The sequence below is a fragment of the Achromobacter aloeverae genome, assembly GCF_004121055.1.
Lineage (GTDB): Bacteria > Pseudomonadota > Gammaproteobacteria > Burkholderiales > Burkholderiaceae_B > Bordetella_C > Bordetella_C aloeverae.
On the sequence record NZ_PYAL01000005.1, the window covers coordinates 528,824 to 541,329 of the forward strand.

Here is a 12,506-nt window from a genome sequence, read left to right on the forward strand (position 1 = left end):
CCGCGAGCTCCTTGGTGCTTGGGCTCTTCGGGAGATCTACTCAGGACAACTTCTGGGTGCTGCAGACCGGGTGGCCTGCCGACGCTATACCTCATTATCCGGCAAAGGGATAATTGTCCTGCTGCCGGATAATGAGGTATAGAAAGCCCTGGGGCCCGTCTTTCATCCTCATGAGCTAGCCGCAGTGGCGAGAGGGCAGACTGGACATGATTTGTGCAAAAGAAAGGCAACCTCTACTCGGGTTCGTAGGTTAGGAGCGTTACCTTGTGCCCAAAGTCCTGAACCAAAGTCTGTTCGTAGATTGTCTCAGGCTGATGAGAGCGACCCGTCGGCTCCGCAAGCCACCAGTGGGCTTCAATTTCGTGCCACTCCTCCGGGTCGCTCGTGGCGTTACGGCTGGGGCTTTGGGCAGGTAGCCGGTCCCCCTTTCGAACGCTTAGCCATTCTGTGAAGAACTCGCTGCGAATTGTGTAGCGCACAACGTCGTCCTTGGAGAAGACAACTGCGCAAGCATAATCATTGAGCTCCACGACTCGCCGAGCGGTCATCTCAAAACTAGTCCCGAACTCGTCGCGCAGCTGAAGAATGTGGACGAGCTCAGGCTCCTTGAGCGGGCGAAGCAAGCGCCTGACCAGCGGTTCCGGCGCGAGCAACTCTGCGGCGAATTGGTTTGCCTGGAGTTCCCAATCCTTTTTGCTTCGCGAACTGATGTCCTCCGCTGTGCACTGAAAGGATGTCTGCCGATGCCACGGGAGCAAAAAATGCCCAAGCTCATGGCCGATTGTGAATCGCTGGCGTGGGCGAGGGCTCAGTGAGCTGAAAAAGATGGCTCCCTCCGACTTGGTCGCATTGGTCAGGAGGGCGCCCTCGAATCCGACGCTGTCAAAAGCCTCAATCTTCGAGATGCCTGCCAAGTGCGCCAATTCTTCGATGGGCACCGGGATTGGGAGCTGCGGATTCTGCCTAAGGATTTCCGCAACAAGTTGTTCTGGCCGAACAAGGTCGGCAAGTTCAATTAGGTCAAGTTGAACCATCTATCGGCGCCTTCTTGCTTTTAAAAAGCTGCAGCGTTTGCTTCAACACGTCCTGTTCAGCTTCCGATAGAGACTTGAAGTCGCGGAAAAATTGTTGCGCCTCGACGTCCTCCAGTGTGGATTCGTCGTCTGTGCCTGCCAGATACGACATTGGCACAGAAAAATGGTCAGCTAACTTGCGAAGTAGTTCCAGAGACGGGTTCCCACTGCTGCCCTTCTCCATATGCCATATATGCGTCTTGGACACGTCCGCCGCATTGGCAACGTCTTGCAAGGATTCGCCTTTACGCAGGCGCAACTCTGTCAGTTTGGCACCTAGGGACATTGCGTGCTCCTAGCCAACGAAATGCTTCTCATCAAAGAATTCTATGTCAAAAACGACTCGTATCACAATAGTTGACGACAATGAGATCGTTAGATTAATATAACGACGCGTTCTCGGAAGGTGTGAGGCCGCAGATGCTTCCGCCCCTAGGGGTGCTTTCTTACAAGGAAAAAGTTATGAATTCCGAGCATTCCGCAGAACAAACGGCCGCCGCTCCTAGCAAGGAAAAAACGTACGACATCGTCATCAACGGCCAGCAAGAGACGGTGTCTGACCATCATCTGACGTACGAGCAGGTGGTGCGTCTCGCCTTCCCTGGGGGCCCGTTCGACATCCTCTATTCCGTCAGCTACGCGAACCCGCATGGTCATGATGGCACTCTGGCCCCGGGCCAGAAAACCGTAGTCAAAGACGGGATGAGCTTCAATGTCATCAAAACCAATCGCTCCTGATTCGGGCCTGCAACAGCTTGTTGACGCCGGCTACGAAGTCGAAATGCGCCAGCAACATTTGCTGGTGCACCGCGTACCCTACGTAACGGCTGACAAGCAGGTCAAGCTGGGCATGATGGTCTGCCTTTACCTTCAAAGCGGCGGCAGCGTGATACCGCCCGACAACACAAGGGGCGATACGCACCAGGTTTGGTGGGCGGGCGAGTATCCCTGCTTCGCGGATGGTAAGCCGATGTCGCAGCTTGAAAACGAACACACGCGCCAAGAGCTCTTTCCCGGCTGCACCATTGACCATCGCTTCTCCAACAAGCCCTTTGGTACTAACGGCTACCAGGACCATTACCAGAAGGTCACGCACTACGCGAACCTGATTCAGGCTCAAGCGCGCGTGTTGGAGCCTTTGGCCACCGCGCAGACAGGCCGCCTAACCATTGCAGAAGAGGGGACATCGGTTTTCCGTTACGCGGACACGGCGTCGGCCAGGGCGGAAATCATGACGACGTCTGCTCGCCTAGCCATGGAAAAAGTCGCCGTCGTCGGCTTAGGGGGTACGGGCTCCTACGTGCTTGACCAGCTCGCGAAGACGCCTATTCATGAGATTCATATGTTTGATGGCGACCTCTACATGCAGCACAATGCCTTCCGGTCACCCGGTGCCGCTACCGCAGAGGAAATCGACGCGAGGCAATTCAAGACGGAATACTTCCATGGCAAATATGATGCCATGCACCGAGGCCTGAAAAGCCATCCATACTACCTGGACGAGTCGAACGTCAACGAGCTCCAAGGTTTCGACTTTGTCTTCATTTGCGTGGACAAGGGTGCCGCGCGCAAACTCATCTTTACCTACCTCCTGGCGCAGGGCATCCCCTTCATTGATGTTGGGATGAATTTGCAACTAGTGAAGCAGTCTATGAAGTTGCTGGGCAGCTGTCGGGTAACAATCGCGACCCCAGAGCGGAACGACCACTTGGAGCAGTGCGTCCCTACGGACGATGGTGACGAGGATGTTCTATATCGGCAGAGCATCCAAGTGGCGGACATGAACGCACTGAACGCTCAGCTCGCAGTCATGCGATGGAAGCAGCACTGCGGTTTTTATCAGGCAGACTTCGACACAAACAATATGCTGTTCTCCGTCAATATGCCCTCCCTTGCAAGGCAAGTACCTACCGTCGAGACGCAGCCATGAAGTTGGATGCGATCAAGCCGAAATTCGTAGAGTTTGTCCCGAAGGTGCTTGAGCCTGGAGTCTTGTATATCAGTCAAAAATACAAGACCGCATCTCATCTTTGTGCGTGTGGTTGTGGGGAGAAAGTGGTGACACCTCTCTCGCCTGTGGAGTGGCAGCTACGAAATGAAGGTGGTCTAGTAAGCCTTTATCCATCCATCGGCAACTGGAACTACGCGTGCCATTCGCACTACTGGATTCGGCGCAATCGAATCGCTTGGTCCGGTGGCATGACCCAGCAGCAGATTGCACGCGTTCAAGCACGCGACCGTGTAGACAAGACCCGATACGTTGCGATGGTAAACAAGGAGAAAGACCGTGCTGCGCAGGCAGAAAGCGCGAAAACGGAGACCTTGGGTTCGGTCATCCGACGGCTCTGGACTGCATTGCTGCGTTGGTTTGGCTCGTAATTGATTCGTTCGGGCGGTGCCTCACTGTGCCTGATGGTCGCCGAGTGATGGGCTTACCGTCCCAGAAGGGCGCGGCACTGTTCTAACTCTTTAATGAGCGCGTCTATCTCCGATTGCAAGCCCGCCGAGCGCCTGAGTAGTTGGCCAATTTGATACCAGTAGGCATGCCCGATGTCACCGTCAGCTACACCTAGCTCGTGAAATTTCTGAAGCGCAATCTCAATATCAATGCCGTTATCTTCGGTCATGCCGTAGCCACCCCTGTCAACTAGACAACGGCCGATAGAGATTCGGAGCATGGGTTAGCCGGGGCATGTACTGCACCGGCGGGACGCCACCCAGGGCTTCATGGGGACGGTATTCGTTGTAATCGACCAGCCACTGGTCGGTGATGGCCTGGACCTGCTCCAGGTTGGCGAACAGATGTGCATCGAGCACTTCCGTGCGGTACGTTCGGTTGAAACGCTCGATAAAGGCATTTTGATTGGGCTTGCCCGGCTGGATGTATCGAACCGCGATGCCTTTTACCGCAGCCCATTCGGTGAATGCTTGGGAGACTAGCTCCGGCCCGTTGTCCAGCCGTATGGCATCCGGCGCGCCGTAGCAGTCGACCAAGCGACTCAAGACGCGGATCAGCCTGGCAGATGGGATCGACGTGCCAACCTCGATGGCCAAGCATTCCCGATTGGCCTCGTCGATCACATTGAACGTTCGGAACCGCCGGCCTCAATACAGGGCGTCGTGCATGAAGTCCAATGCCCAGCAGCGGTTTGGCTCGCTTGCCAGGTCCAGCGGCTGGCGAGGGCGGTCTGGCAACCGCTTCTTGCAACGCCGAGGCAAATTCAAACCCATATCGCAGTACACCCGATGCACACGCTTTTTGTTCCAGCAGCGGCCATCGAGCCGCAACCGGGTAAAGCACTTCCAGAATCCCCAGCGCCCGTGCCGGCTGACGATGGCATTGAGCGCTTCGATCACATCGGCATCTCGCTCAGATGCCGAGGCCGGCCGCTTGTAGTACGCCGCCCGCGACAGGCCAGCAATGCGACAGGCACGCGTGATCGACAAGCGGGCTTGCACCAACTGCTCGACCACCTCGCGCCTGGCCGACGGCGTCAGGATTTTCGGTTCAGAACATCCTTGATCGCCGAATTCTCCAGGGCGAGATCGGCGTACATGCGCTTAAGCTTGGCGTTCTCGGCCTCCAGCTCGCGCAACCGTTGCAGCTCGGACACCTGCACGCCCGAGTACTTGCTCTTCCACTGGTAATACGTGGCGTTGCTGATGCCGTGCTTGCGGCACAACTCGGCGACCGGAACTCCGGTCTCGCCTTCCTTCAACACCGCAACGATCTGGCTTTCTGTAAACCTGCTTTTCTTCAAGGGAGTCTCCGACTTTGGAGGCTCCGAAATTCTACTGGCTGATGCCTACCCAGTGGGGGGAGCTTACGGGACCACCAGTAGCACCGACAGAAAAACGTCAGAACACATCCCAGAAAGCACTTAGCCCAGCGCGGTGGCTGGGCTAAGTATTTGATTCTATTGGGATTCTTGGTGGCCTGGGGCGGAATCGAACCACCGACACAAGGATTTTCAATCCTCTGCTCTACCGACTGAGCTACCAGGCCAACGAAGTCCGCAACTATACACAATTTTTTGCTCTCGTGCAGACCAAGCCGCAGAAAATTTGAGGAAAGCCAAGGTTCCTTCTCGCCCAGCCCGTCGCAATCTGTCATTTTTACGCCAAGCGTTATAATCGTTTGCCCTGGGAGTCCCGCGTCTGGCGATCCGCCCGGTTCCACCACGCCCCGGCTCCCCCGCCCGCGTTGCACGCGGATTACGCCCAAATGTCGGTAGACGTCCTTACTTTCGGCCTGAATCACACCTCCGCTCCGGTTTCGGTGCGCGAGCGCGTGTCGATGCCCGTCGACCTGCTGCGCCCGGCCCTGGAGGGCCTGCGCGCCGCGTTCGGCGGCAAGGTGCGCGAAGCGGCCATCCTGTCCACCTGTAATCGCACCGAGGTCTATTGCGCGGCCGAGCCGCAGGTGGCCGAGCAACTGCCCGCGTGGCTGGCCGACGTGAACCGCATCCAGGCCGTCGACCTGCAACCGCATCTGTACCGCCACCAGCAGGACGGCGCCGTGCGCCACGCCTTCCGTGTGGCCAGCGGCCTCGATTCGATGGTGCTGGGCGAACCGCAGATCCTGGGCCAGATGAAGGACGCCGTGCGCGCCGCCGGCGAAGCCGGGTCGCTCGGCACGCTGCTGCACCAACTGTTCCAGCGGACCTTCTCGGTCGCCAAGGAAGTGCGCTCGCAAACCGCCATCGGCGCCGAGTCGGTGTCCATGGCCGCCGCCGCGGTGCGCCTGGCCGAGCGCGTCTTCGGCAATATGGCCGATGCCCGCACGCTGTTCATCGGCGCGGGCGAAATGATAGAACTCTGCGCCACCCATTTCGCCGCCCAGAAGCCGCGCGAGATGGTGGTCGCCAATCGCACGGCGGAACGCGCCGAAACCCTGGCGGGCCGCTTCGGCGCGGGCACCATGAAGCTGGCCGACCTGCCGGACCGCCTGGCGGAATTCGACGTCATCGTGTCCTGTACGGCAAGCTCCCTGCCCATCCTCGGCCTGGGGATGGTGGAGCGGGCTACGCGCCAACGCCGCCACCGCCCCATCGTCATGATCGACCTGGCGGTGCCGCGCGATATCGAGCCCGAAGTCGGCCGGCTGGACGACGTCTACCTGTATTCCGTCGATGACCTGGGCCGCGTGGTGCAGAGCGGCGCCGACGCGCGCCGCGCCGCCGTGGTGCAGGCCGAATCCATCATCGAGAGCCGTGTGCAGAATTTCATGCACTGGCTGCAGACCCGCGCCGTCGTGCCGGTCATCCAGGACCTGCACGCCGCCGCCGACGATGTCCGCGCGGCCGAGCTGGAACGCGCCCGCCGCCTGCTGGCGCGCGGCGAGTCTCCCGAGGCCGTGCTGGAACAACTGGCCCACTCGCTGACACAGAAGTACCTTCACGCGCCGCTGGCCGCCCTGAACCGCAGCGAGGGTGAAGACCGTACCCAGCTGCTGGCCATGGTGCCGCGCCTGTTCCCCGGCCGCGACAACCGGCGTTAGCGACCCTCGTCGCAGATCGCCCCGGCGCGGCCGTCCTGGTCCGCGCCCTTGTTTCCCCGTTTTCCCTTCCTGCGCTGACCTATGAAATCTTCCATGCGTGACCGCCTGGAGCAATTGTCCAGGCGGCTGATCGAGCTGGATGCCCTGCTCGCCGAGCCCGATGCCGCGTCCGACATGGACCGCTTCCGCAAGCTTTCGCGCGAACGCGCGGAAATCGAACCCGTGGTGCAGGGCTTTGCCGCCTATACGCGGGCCGAGGACGACCTGGCCACCGCGCAGGAGCTGCTCGCCGATCCGGAAATGAAAGCCATGGCCGAGGACGAGATCAAGAGCGCCAAGGCCAGGATAGAAGAGCTCGGCGCCTCGCTGCAGGTGCTGCTGCTGCCGCGCGATCCGGACGACGGCCGCAGCCTGTTCCTGGAAATCCGCGCGGGAACCGGCGGAGACGAAAGCGCGCTGTTCGCCGGCGACCTGCTGCGCATGTATACGCGCTATGCCGAACGGGTGGGCTGGAAGGTCGAGCTCATGTCGGAAAGCCCGTCCGAACTGGGTGGCTACAAGGAAGTCATCGTCCGCATCGACGGCGATGGCGCGTACGGCCGCCTGAAATTCGAATCCGGCGGACATCGCGTGCAGCGAGTCCCCGCCACCGAAGCGCAAGGACGCATCCATACGTCGGCATGCACCGTGGCGGTGATGCCCGAAGCCGACGAGATGACCGATATCGTCATCAATCCGGCCGACCTGCGCATCGATACCTTCCGTGCCAGCGGCGCGGGCGGCCAGCACATCAACAAGACCGATTCCGCCGTCCGCATCACCCACCTGCCGACCGGGCTGGTGGTGGAATGCCAGGACGACCGTTCCCAGCACCGCAACAAGGACAAGGCCATGCAGGTGCTGGTGGCGCGCCTGCGCGACAAGGAGCAGCGCGAGCGGCAGAGCAAGGAAGCGGCCCAGCGCAAGAGCCTGATCGGCAGCGGCGACCGGTCCGAACGCATCCGCACCTACAACTTCCCGCAGGGCCGTCTGACCGACCATCGCATCAACCTGACGCTATACAAGCTGCTGCAGATCATGGAGGGCGACCTGGATGAACTGATCGGCGCCTTGATCGCCGAGCACCAGGCCGAACTGCTGGCCGCCCTGGGCGAGGACTGAGGAAGTGGCCACCGCCAAGGACATCCTGTTCGCCGCCGGCTTGCCCCGGCTGGAGGCGCGCATGCTGCTGGAACACGTCCTGCAGAAGCCGCGCAGCTGGATCCTGGCACACGACACCGACCCGCTGCCCCCGGAAGCGGTGCGCGCCTACACCGTGCTGGCGGCCCGCCGCGCGGCCGGCGAACCCATCGCGTATCTGCTGGGCGAGCGGGAATTCATGGGGCATGCGTTCAAGGTGGGGCCGGATGTGCTGATCCCTCGCCCGGAAACCGAACTGCTGGTGGAAACCGGGCTGGAATGGCTGCAAGGCTTCGACTCGTTGTCGGTGCTGGACATGGGCACGGGTAGCGGCGCCATCGCCATTTCCATCGCGCTGGCCCGGCCTGACGTGGCGGTGCTGGCCACCGACTACAGCCTGGCCGCGCTCAAGGTGGCGGCGGAAAACGCGCTTCGGCTCAAGGCCAGGGTGCATTTCGCCCCGGGCGACTGGTACCAGGCCCTGACGGCGGTGCGCAAGTTCGACCTCATCGTTTCCAACCCCCCTTATATTTCCCGCCAGGACCCCCATCTGGAACAGGGCGACCTGCGGTTCGAGCCGCGCCAGGCCCTGACCGACGACGCCGACGGCCTGGCTGCCCTGCGGACCATCATCGCAGGGGCGCCCGAGCACCTGAAACCGGGCGGCGCCATCTGGGTCGAACACGGCTGGGACCAGGCGCCCGCGGTGCGCCGCTTGCTGGAGGCGGCCGGCCTGCGCGGGGTCGCCAGTCGGCGGGACCTGGCCGGCATAGAGCGGATTTCCGGCGGGTACCTATAATCACCCCATTGATTACCCATTATTCATACCCCCCATTCTTTCCATACGGGCCAGCCGGCCCAGCGAGTGAGCCATGAGCGACGTTCAAGAATTCCTCCGTGAAACCGTCACCCAGCACCCCGTGGTGCTGTTCATGAAGGGCACGGCCCAGTTTCCGCAATGCGGTTTTTCCGGCCGCGCCATCCAGCTGCTCAAGGGCTGTGGCGTGAAGAAGCTGGTGACCGTCAATGTGCTGGAGGACGACGAGGTCCGCCAGGGCATCAAGACGTTTTCGAACTGGCCCACGATTCCCCAGCTGTACATCGCCGGCGAATTCGTCGGCGGTTCGGACATCATGTCCGAGCTGAATGAAAGCGGCGAGCTGAAGAAGATGCTGGAAGCCGCCGGAGCCACTGCGTGACGCAGTCCAGGCGCCGGCTGGTGGTCGGCGTGACGGGCGCCACCGGGTCTCTCTACGCGGTGCGCCTGCTGCAGGCGCTGCAAGCGGTTCCCGACGTCGAGACGCACCTGGTGGTCTCGGCGTCCGGCGTGCTCAACGCCAAGCACGAACTCGACATGGGCCGGCAGGCCCTGCATGCATTGGCGGACCATGCTTATAGCGTGCGCGACGTCGGCGCCACGCTGGCCAGCGGCGCGTTTCCCACCGCCGGCATGGTGATCGCGCCATGTTCCATGCGCACGCTGGCGGCGGTGGCGCACGGCCTTTCCGACAACCTGATAACGCGTGCGGCCGATGTGACGCTCAAGGAGCGTCGCCGCTTGGTGTTGATGGTGCGCGAAACGCCCTACAACCTGGCGCACCTGCGCAACATGACGGCCGTCACCGAGATGGGCGGCATCGTCTTTCCGCCCTTGCCGGCCTTCTATTTCAAGCCGTCCTCGATCGAGGAAATGGTCGACCACACCGTGGCGCGGGTACTGGACCTGTTCGGTATTTCCGTGCCCGCCCCGCAGTGGGAAGGCACCTGACGCATCATCGACCGGACGCCGCCGCGGACGATGCGCCACGGCGGCGCCGGCGGTTCATTCGAACCTGACGAAGGTCAGTCTTGCCTCGCCGTCCTGCGGCGAGGAGGGCGCGCAGCCGTCTTCGCCGCCAGGCGCCTGTCCGTCGCCAGGCGCTTCCTGGTCGAACGCCGTGTCCCCGTTCGCGTCAGGCCGCCCGGTGGGACGCAGGCCCGCGAAATCGAAGAGCTGGCGGTCCATGAGGTGCGAAGGCGCCACGCTGGAAAGGGCATTGAAGACGCTCCAGGAGCGCCCCGGGTACTTGCGGTCCCACTCCCGCAGCATGCGCCCGACTTCCTTGCGCTTGAGGTTTTCCTGCGAACCGCACAGGTTGCAGGGAATGATGGGGAAGTTCTTCTCCGCCGCATAGGCCGCGAGGTCGGATTCCTCGATATAGGCCAGCGGGCGGATGATGGTGTGGCGGCCGTCGTCGGACACCAGCTTCGGCGGCATGGCCTTTAGCTTGCCGCCATAGAACATGTTCAGGAAAAACGTGCCCAGGATGTCGTCGCGGTGATGGCCCAGGGCGATCTTGGTACAGCCCAGTTCGTCGGCCACACGGTACAGGATGCCACGCCGCAGGCGCGAGCATAGCGAGCACATGGTCTTGCCTTCCGGCACCAGCCGCTTGACCACGGAATACGTGTCGCGCGTCTCGATGTGGAAGGGGATGCCCAGTCCACGCAGGTAGTCGGGCAGTACCTCGGAGGGGAAGTCCGGCTGCTTCTGGTCGAGGTTGACCGCGATCAGCTCGAAGGGAAAGGGCGCGCGTTCGCGCAGCCGCATCAGCACGTCGAGCAGGCTGTACGAGTCCTTGCCGCCGGACAGGCAGACCATGACGCGGTCGCCGGCCTCGATCATGTTGTAGTCGGACAGGGCGCGCGTGGTTTCGCGTGCCAGCCGCTTGGCCAGTTTGTTGGATTCGAGGCGGGCCTTGGAGCGGGTGGCCTTGGCGGCTTCCGCGACCGCGGTGGAGTCGGGGGCGTTCATGATGGGGCAGGGGAGCGAGGGGCCAGCGGCTGAGTCAGCGGTTGAGTCATCGACTGAGTCAGGGGCCGAGGTCAGGGGCTGAATCAGCGACTGGTATAGATCTCCACGCCGACGGCGGCGCAATCGGAAAAGGCCATGGGCTTGCTGATGCGGATGCGCACTGCCCGGATGTCCTTGAAGTCCTTCATCAGGCGCTCCGCCACCTGTTCGGTCAGCGTTTCGATGAGATTGACGTGCGAATGCGTGCAGACCGCCACGATGGCCTCGCGCAGCGCGCGGTAGTCCAGCACGCTGTGGATGTCATGGTCGTCCACGTCGCGCGTGATGTCGACGTCGATTTCGGCATCGACGTGCAGCGGTTGCGTGGCGCGGCGCTCGTGCTCCAGGATGCCGATGCGGGCGTCGAGGGCGAGGCGGGAAAAGATGATGCGGCGGGTAGGCATGATGGCGGGGAGAAGAATAAGCCCCCGCATTGTAAATCCGTGGCGGGGTATGCCGCGTCGGCACGCGCCGTGACCCGCGCCGGCGGCGCCTGGCGGCACGCGGCCCGGAGAGCGTGCGCGGGGCCGCGCCCCAATGTGTGTGGTGCCCCAATGTGGCTCCTCAATGTGGGTCCCCGCTGGGGCTGCCATGAGAGGCGGGCCGTCGCCATGCGGATCCGCTGGAGGCCGCCGCTACAATTCTCCTCATATCAACTTGAGCAAAAATTGAAATGCCGCAATACAGCGACGCCATCATCGTGGGAGGCGGCCCGGCAGGGGCGTCTTGCGCCGTTTGGCTGGCCCGGCTGGGGCTGGCGCCGCTGCTGGTGGAGACCGGCGCGCGCCCGGGCGGCCTGCCCAACGACAATCCCTTCGCGGACGATTGGATCGCCGCCTTGCCGGGCGTGACTGGCCAGCAGGTGGGCGCCAATATCGCCCGCAGCATAGAGGCGGCGGGCGTGCCGGTGCGTTGCGGGCGCCGCGCCGTGGCGGTGGCGCGCACGGACGAGGGGTATGCCGTGACGGTGCAAGCTACCGGTGCCGGCGGACAGGCCCCGCATGGCGCGAGCTGCGTGGTCGATGGTGCGTCCGATAGTTGGCGCAGCGCCGGCGCGCGTCCCGACGTCGGGAGCGAAGGCCTCGAAGTGCTGTACGGCCGCCACCTGGTCATCGCCTCCGGGGTGCGCGCACGCAACCTGGCGGACGCCGCGCCCGGAGACCGCTGGCCCGGCGTGCTGGTGGGGCCCGGATCCGCCATCGTGGAACAGGACTATGCAGGCCTGTCGGTGGCCGTCCTGGGCGGCGGCGACAACGGTTTCGAAAACTACGCCTATGTGAAGAGCCGCGGCGCGCGCACCGTGCATCTGTATGCCCGCACCGTGCGGGCGCGACCGCAGCTGGTCGACGCCGTGCCGGCAGCGGACCTGCGGCTGGGCGCGTACCGGGCGGATCCCCACGCGCGCCAGGTCGATGGACAGGCCTACGACCTGCTGCTGGTGTTCCACGGCTGGGAGCCGCAGGCGGATTTCGCCGCCTCGCTGGCGCTGCGGCGCGACGAGCGCGGATATATCCACACCGACTTCGCCACCGCGCGTGCCAGCGCGGAGGACGTCTACGCGATCGGCGAGGTCGCCAATCGCATGCACCCCTGCGTGGTGACCGCCATGGCGGACGGCGTGGTGGCGGCCAAGGCAATACAGGCCGCCATCGAGCGGCAGGCCGGCCGGGAAGGCGGCACGCGTCCGTTCCGCCGGTAGGGGCAATAGATGTTATTTATCGATGGAATAGCCGTATTTGCTAGTTTTTTGGAAAAGTGATTTAGCGGTTCAAGGGTTTATCCCTAGTCCCAGCCGGCGCAGAATGCAGTCATCGGGAACAGCAACAGACCCCTACGGAATGACCCGAACCGGTCTGCTCCCACTGACAAGGACTAGGAGAACTGCCATGAAGACCATCGCTACCTCGCTGATTGTTTCGTT

Annotated in this window: 14 protein-coding genes, 1 tRNA gene and 1 pseudogene; 9 read left to right on the plus strand and 7 right to left on the minus strand. The window is 62.5% G+C overall.

Translation table 11 applies throughout. The features are described 5' to 3' along the window. Positions 1-233: 233 nt before the first annotated feature. Positions 234-1,034 carry an ImmA/IrrE family metallo-endopeptidase gene (locus C7R54_RS19160; RefSeq protein WP_129151997.1) on the minus strand — a complete coding sequence of 267 codons (801 nt, stop codon included), beginning with the start codon at positions 1,032-1,034 and terminating at the stop codon, positions 234-236. Then, positions 1,021-1,359: a helix-turn-helix domain-containing protein gene (locus tag C7R54_RS19165; protein WP_129151998.1), complete on the minus strand. Its 339-nt coding sequence runs from the start codon at positions 1,357-1,359 to the stop codon at positions 1,021-1,023. Before C7R54_RS19165 ends, C7R54_RS19160 begins: the two co-directional genes overlap by 14 nt. A gap of 176 nt (positions 1,360-1,535) precedes the next feature. Between C7R54_RS19165 and C7R54_RS19170 the strand changes: the two genes are divergently transcribed. Genes C7R54_RS19170 through C7R54_RS19180 form a run of 3 tightly spaced genes read left to right on the plus strand, consistent with a single transcriptional unit; the run spans position 1,536 to position 3,452 of the window. Continuing rightward, complete coding sequence (locus tag C7R54_RS19170; protein ID WP_158021246.1) at positions 1,536-1,811, plus strand: multiubiquitin domain-containing protein; 276 nt, start codon at positions 1,536-1,538, stop codon at positions 1,809-1,811. Further along, positions 1,786-3,003, plus strand: a complete 1,218-nt coding sequence (locus C7R54_RS19175) for a ThiF family adenylyltransferase (protein ID WP_129152000.1) — start codon at positions 1,786-1,788, stop codon at positions 3,001-3,003. The genes C7R54_RS19170 and C7R54_RS19175 overlap by 26 nt, the downstream gene beginning before the upstream one ends. After that, positions 3,000-3,452: a ubiquitination-like system serine protease family protein gene (locus tag C7R54_RS19180; protein WP_129152001.1), complete on the plus strand. Its 453-nt coding sequence runs from the start codon at positions 3,000-3,002 to the stop codon at positions 3,450-3,452. Before C7R54_RS19175 ends, C7R54_RS19180 begins: the two co-directional genes overlap by 4 nt. 53 nt (positions 3,453-3,505) lie before the next feature. Here C7R54_RS19180 and C7R54_RS19185 read toward each other — a convergent pair whose 3' ends face one another. The 3 genes and pseudogenes from C7R54_RS19185 to C7R54_RS19195 all read right to left on the minus strand — a co-directional run bounded on the left by C7R54_RS19185 (position 3,506) and on the right by C7R54_RS19195 (position 5,079). Then, complete coding sequence (locus C7R54_RS19185; RefSeq protein WP_129152002.1) at positions 3,506-3,700, minus strand: hypothetical protein; 195 nt, start codon at positions 3,698-3,700, stop codon at positions 3,506-3,508. 16 nt (positions 3,701-3,716) lie between these two features. After that, positions 3,717-4,834: pseudogene (locus C7R54_RS19190) on the minus strand (IS3 family transposase). A 169-nt stretch (positions 4,835-5,003) separates the two neighbouring features. Continuing rightward, a tRNA-Phe gene (locus C7R54_RS19195) sits at positions 5,004-5,079 on the minus strand. 219 nt (positions 5,080-5,298) lie between these two features. Between C7R54_RS19195 and hemA the strand changes: the two genes are divergently transcribed. The 5 genes from hemA to C7R54_RS19220 all read left to right on the plus strand — a co-directional run bounded on the left by hemA (position 5,299) and on the right by C7R54_RS19220 (position 9,520). Continuing rightward, positions 5,299-6,573 carry a glutamyl-tRNA reductase gene (hemA, locus tag C7R54_RS19200; protein ID WP_129152003.1) on the plus strand — a complete coding sequence of 425 codons (1,275 nt, stop codon included), beginning with the start codon at positions 5,299-5,301 and terminating at the stop codon, positions 6,571-6,573. 81 nt (positions 6,574-6,654) lie between these two features. Beyond that, the gene (prfA, locus tag C7R54_RS19205) at positions 6,655-7,734 is read left to right on the plus strand and encodes a peptide chain release factor 1 (RefSeq protein WP_129152004.1); all 1,080 of its coding nucleotides are present in this window, start codon (positions 6,655-6,657) and stop codon (positions 7,732-7,734) included. Between the two features lie 4 nt (positions 7,735-7,738). Continuing rightward, positions 7,739-8,551, plus strand: coding sequence for a peptide chain release factor N(5)-glutamine methyltransferase (gene prmC / locus C7R54_RS19210; RefSeq protein ID WP_129152005.1), 813 nt, complete (start codon positions 7,739-7,741; stop codon positions 8,549-8,551). 73 nt (positions 8,552-8,624) lie between these two features. Beyond that, positions 8,625-8,951, plus strand: a complete 327-nt coding sequence (gene grxD / locus C7R54_RS19215; RefSeq protein WP_129152006.1) for a Grx4 family monothiol glutaredoxin — start codon at positions 8,625-8,627, stop codon at positions 8,949-8,951. Then, entirely contained in the window at positions 8,948-9,520 is a 573-nt protein-coding gene (locus C7R54_RS19220) for a UbiX family flavin prenyltransferase (protein WP_129152007.1), read from the plus strand. Before grxD ends, C7R54_RS19220 begins: the two co-directional genes overlap by 4 nt. A 54-nt stretch (positions 9,521-9,574) precedes the next feature. Here C7R54_RS19220 and ttcA read toward each other — a convergent pair whose 3' ends face one another. Together ttcA and folB are read right to left on the minus strand one after the other, a co-directional pair. After that, positions 9,575-10,546, minus strand: coding sequence for a tRNA 2-thiocytidine(32) synthetase TtcA (gene ttcA, locus C7R54_RS19225; protein ID WP_129152008.1), 972 nt, complete (start codon positions 10,544-10,546; stop codon positions 9,575-9,577). Between the two features lie 83 nt (positions 10,547-10,629). Next, positions 10,630-10,989 (minus strand): dihydroneopterin aldolase, encoded by a 360-nt coding sequence (gene folB / locus C7R54_RS19230; RefSeq protein WP_129152065.1) that lies wholly within the window; start codon positions 10,987-10,989, stop codon positions 10,630-10,632. A gap of 269 nt (positions 10,990-11,258) precedes the next feature. On the opposite strand from folB, the gene C7R54_RS19235 reads away from it, so the two are divergent. Beyond that, entirely contained in the window at positions 11,259-12,284 is a 1,026-nt protein-coding gene (locus tag C7R54_RS19235) for an NAD(P)/FAD-dependent oxidoreductase (protein ID WP_129152009.1), read from the plus strand. Positions 12,285-12,506 lie beyond the last annotated feature (222 nt).

What these genes read in the sequence shown, in the direction of transcription:
- C7R54_RS19180 (WP_129152001.1), top strand. Translation starts at nt 3,000, where the DNA reads ATGAAGTTGGATGCGATCAAGCCGAAATTCGTAGAGTTTGTCCCGAAG.
- C7R54_RS19175 (WP_129152000.1), top strand. Translation starts at nt 1,786, where the DNA reads ATGTCATCAAAACCAATCGCTCCTGATTCGGGCCTGCAACAGCTTGTT.
- C7R54_RS19185 (WP_129152002.1), bottom strand. Translation starts at nt 3,700, where the DNA reads ATGACCGAAGATAACGGCATTGATATTGAGATTGCGCTTCAGAAATTT.
- C7R54_RS19160 (WP_129151997.1), bottom strand. Translation starts at nt 1,034, where the DNA reads ATGGTTCAACTTGACCTAATTGAACTTGCCGACCTTGTTCGGCCAGAA.
- C7R54_RS19165 (WP_129151998.1), bottom strand. Translation starts at nt 1,359, where the DNA reads ATGTCCCTAGGTGCCAAACTGACAGAGTTGCGCCTGCGTAAAGGCGAA.
- hemA (WP_129152003.1), top strand. Translation starts at nt 5,299, where the DNA reads ATGTCGGTAGACGTCCTTACTTTCGGCCTGAATCACACCTCCGCTCCG.
- grxD (WP_129152006.1), top strand. Translation starts at nt 8,625, where the DNA reads ATGAGCGACGTTCAAGAATTCCTCCGTGAAACCGTCACCCAGCACCCC.
- C7R54_RS19170 (WP_158021246.1), top strand. Translation starts at nt 1,536, where the DNA reads ATGAATTCCGAGCATTCCGCAGAACAAACGGCCGCCGCTCCTAGCAAG.
- prfA (WP_129152004.1), top strand. Translation starts at nt 6,655, where the DNA reads ATGAAATCTTCCATGCGTGACCGCCTGGAGCAATTGTCCAGGCGGCTG.
- C7R54_RS19235 (WP_129152009.1), top strand. Translation starts at nt 11,259, where the DNA reads ATGCCGCAATACAGCGACGCCATCATCGTGGGAGGCGGCCCGGCAGGG.
- ttcA (WP_129152008.1), bottom strand. Translation starts at nt 10,546, where the DNA reads ATGAACGCCCCCGACTCCACCGCGGTCGCGGAAGCCGCCAAGGCCACC.
- folB (WP_129152065.1), bottom strand. Translation starts at nt 10,989, where the DNA reads ATGCCTACCCGCCGCATCATCTTTTCCCGCCTCGCCCTCGACGCCCGC.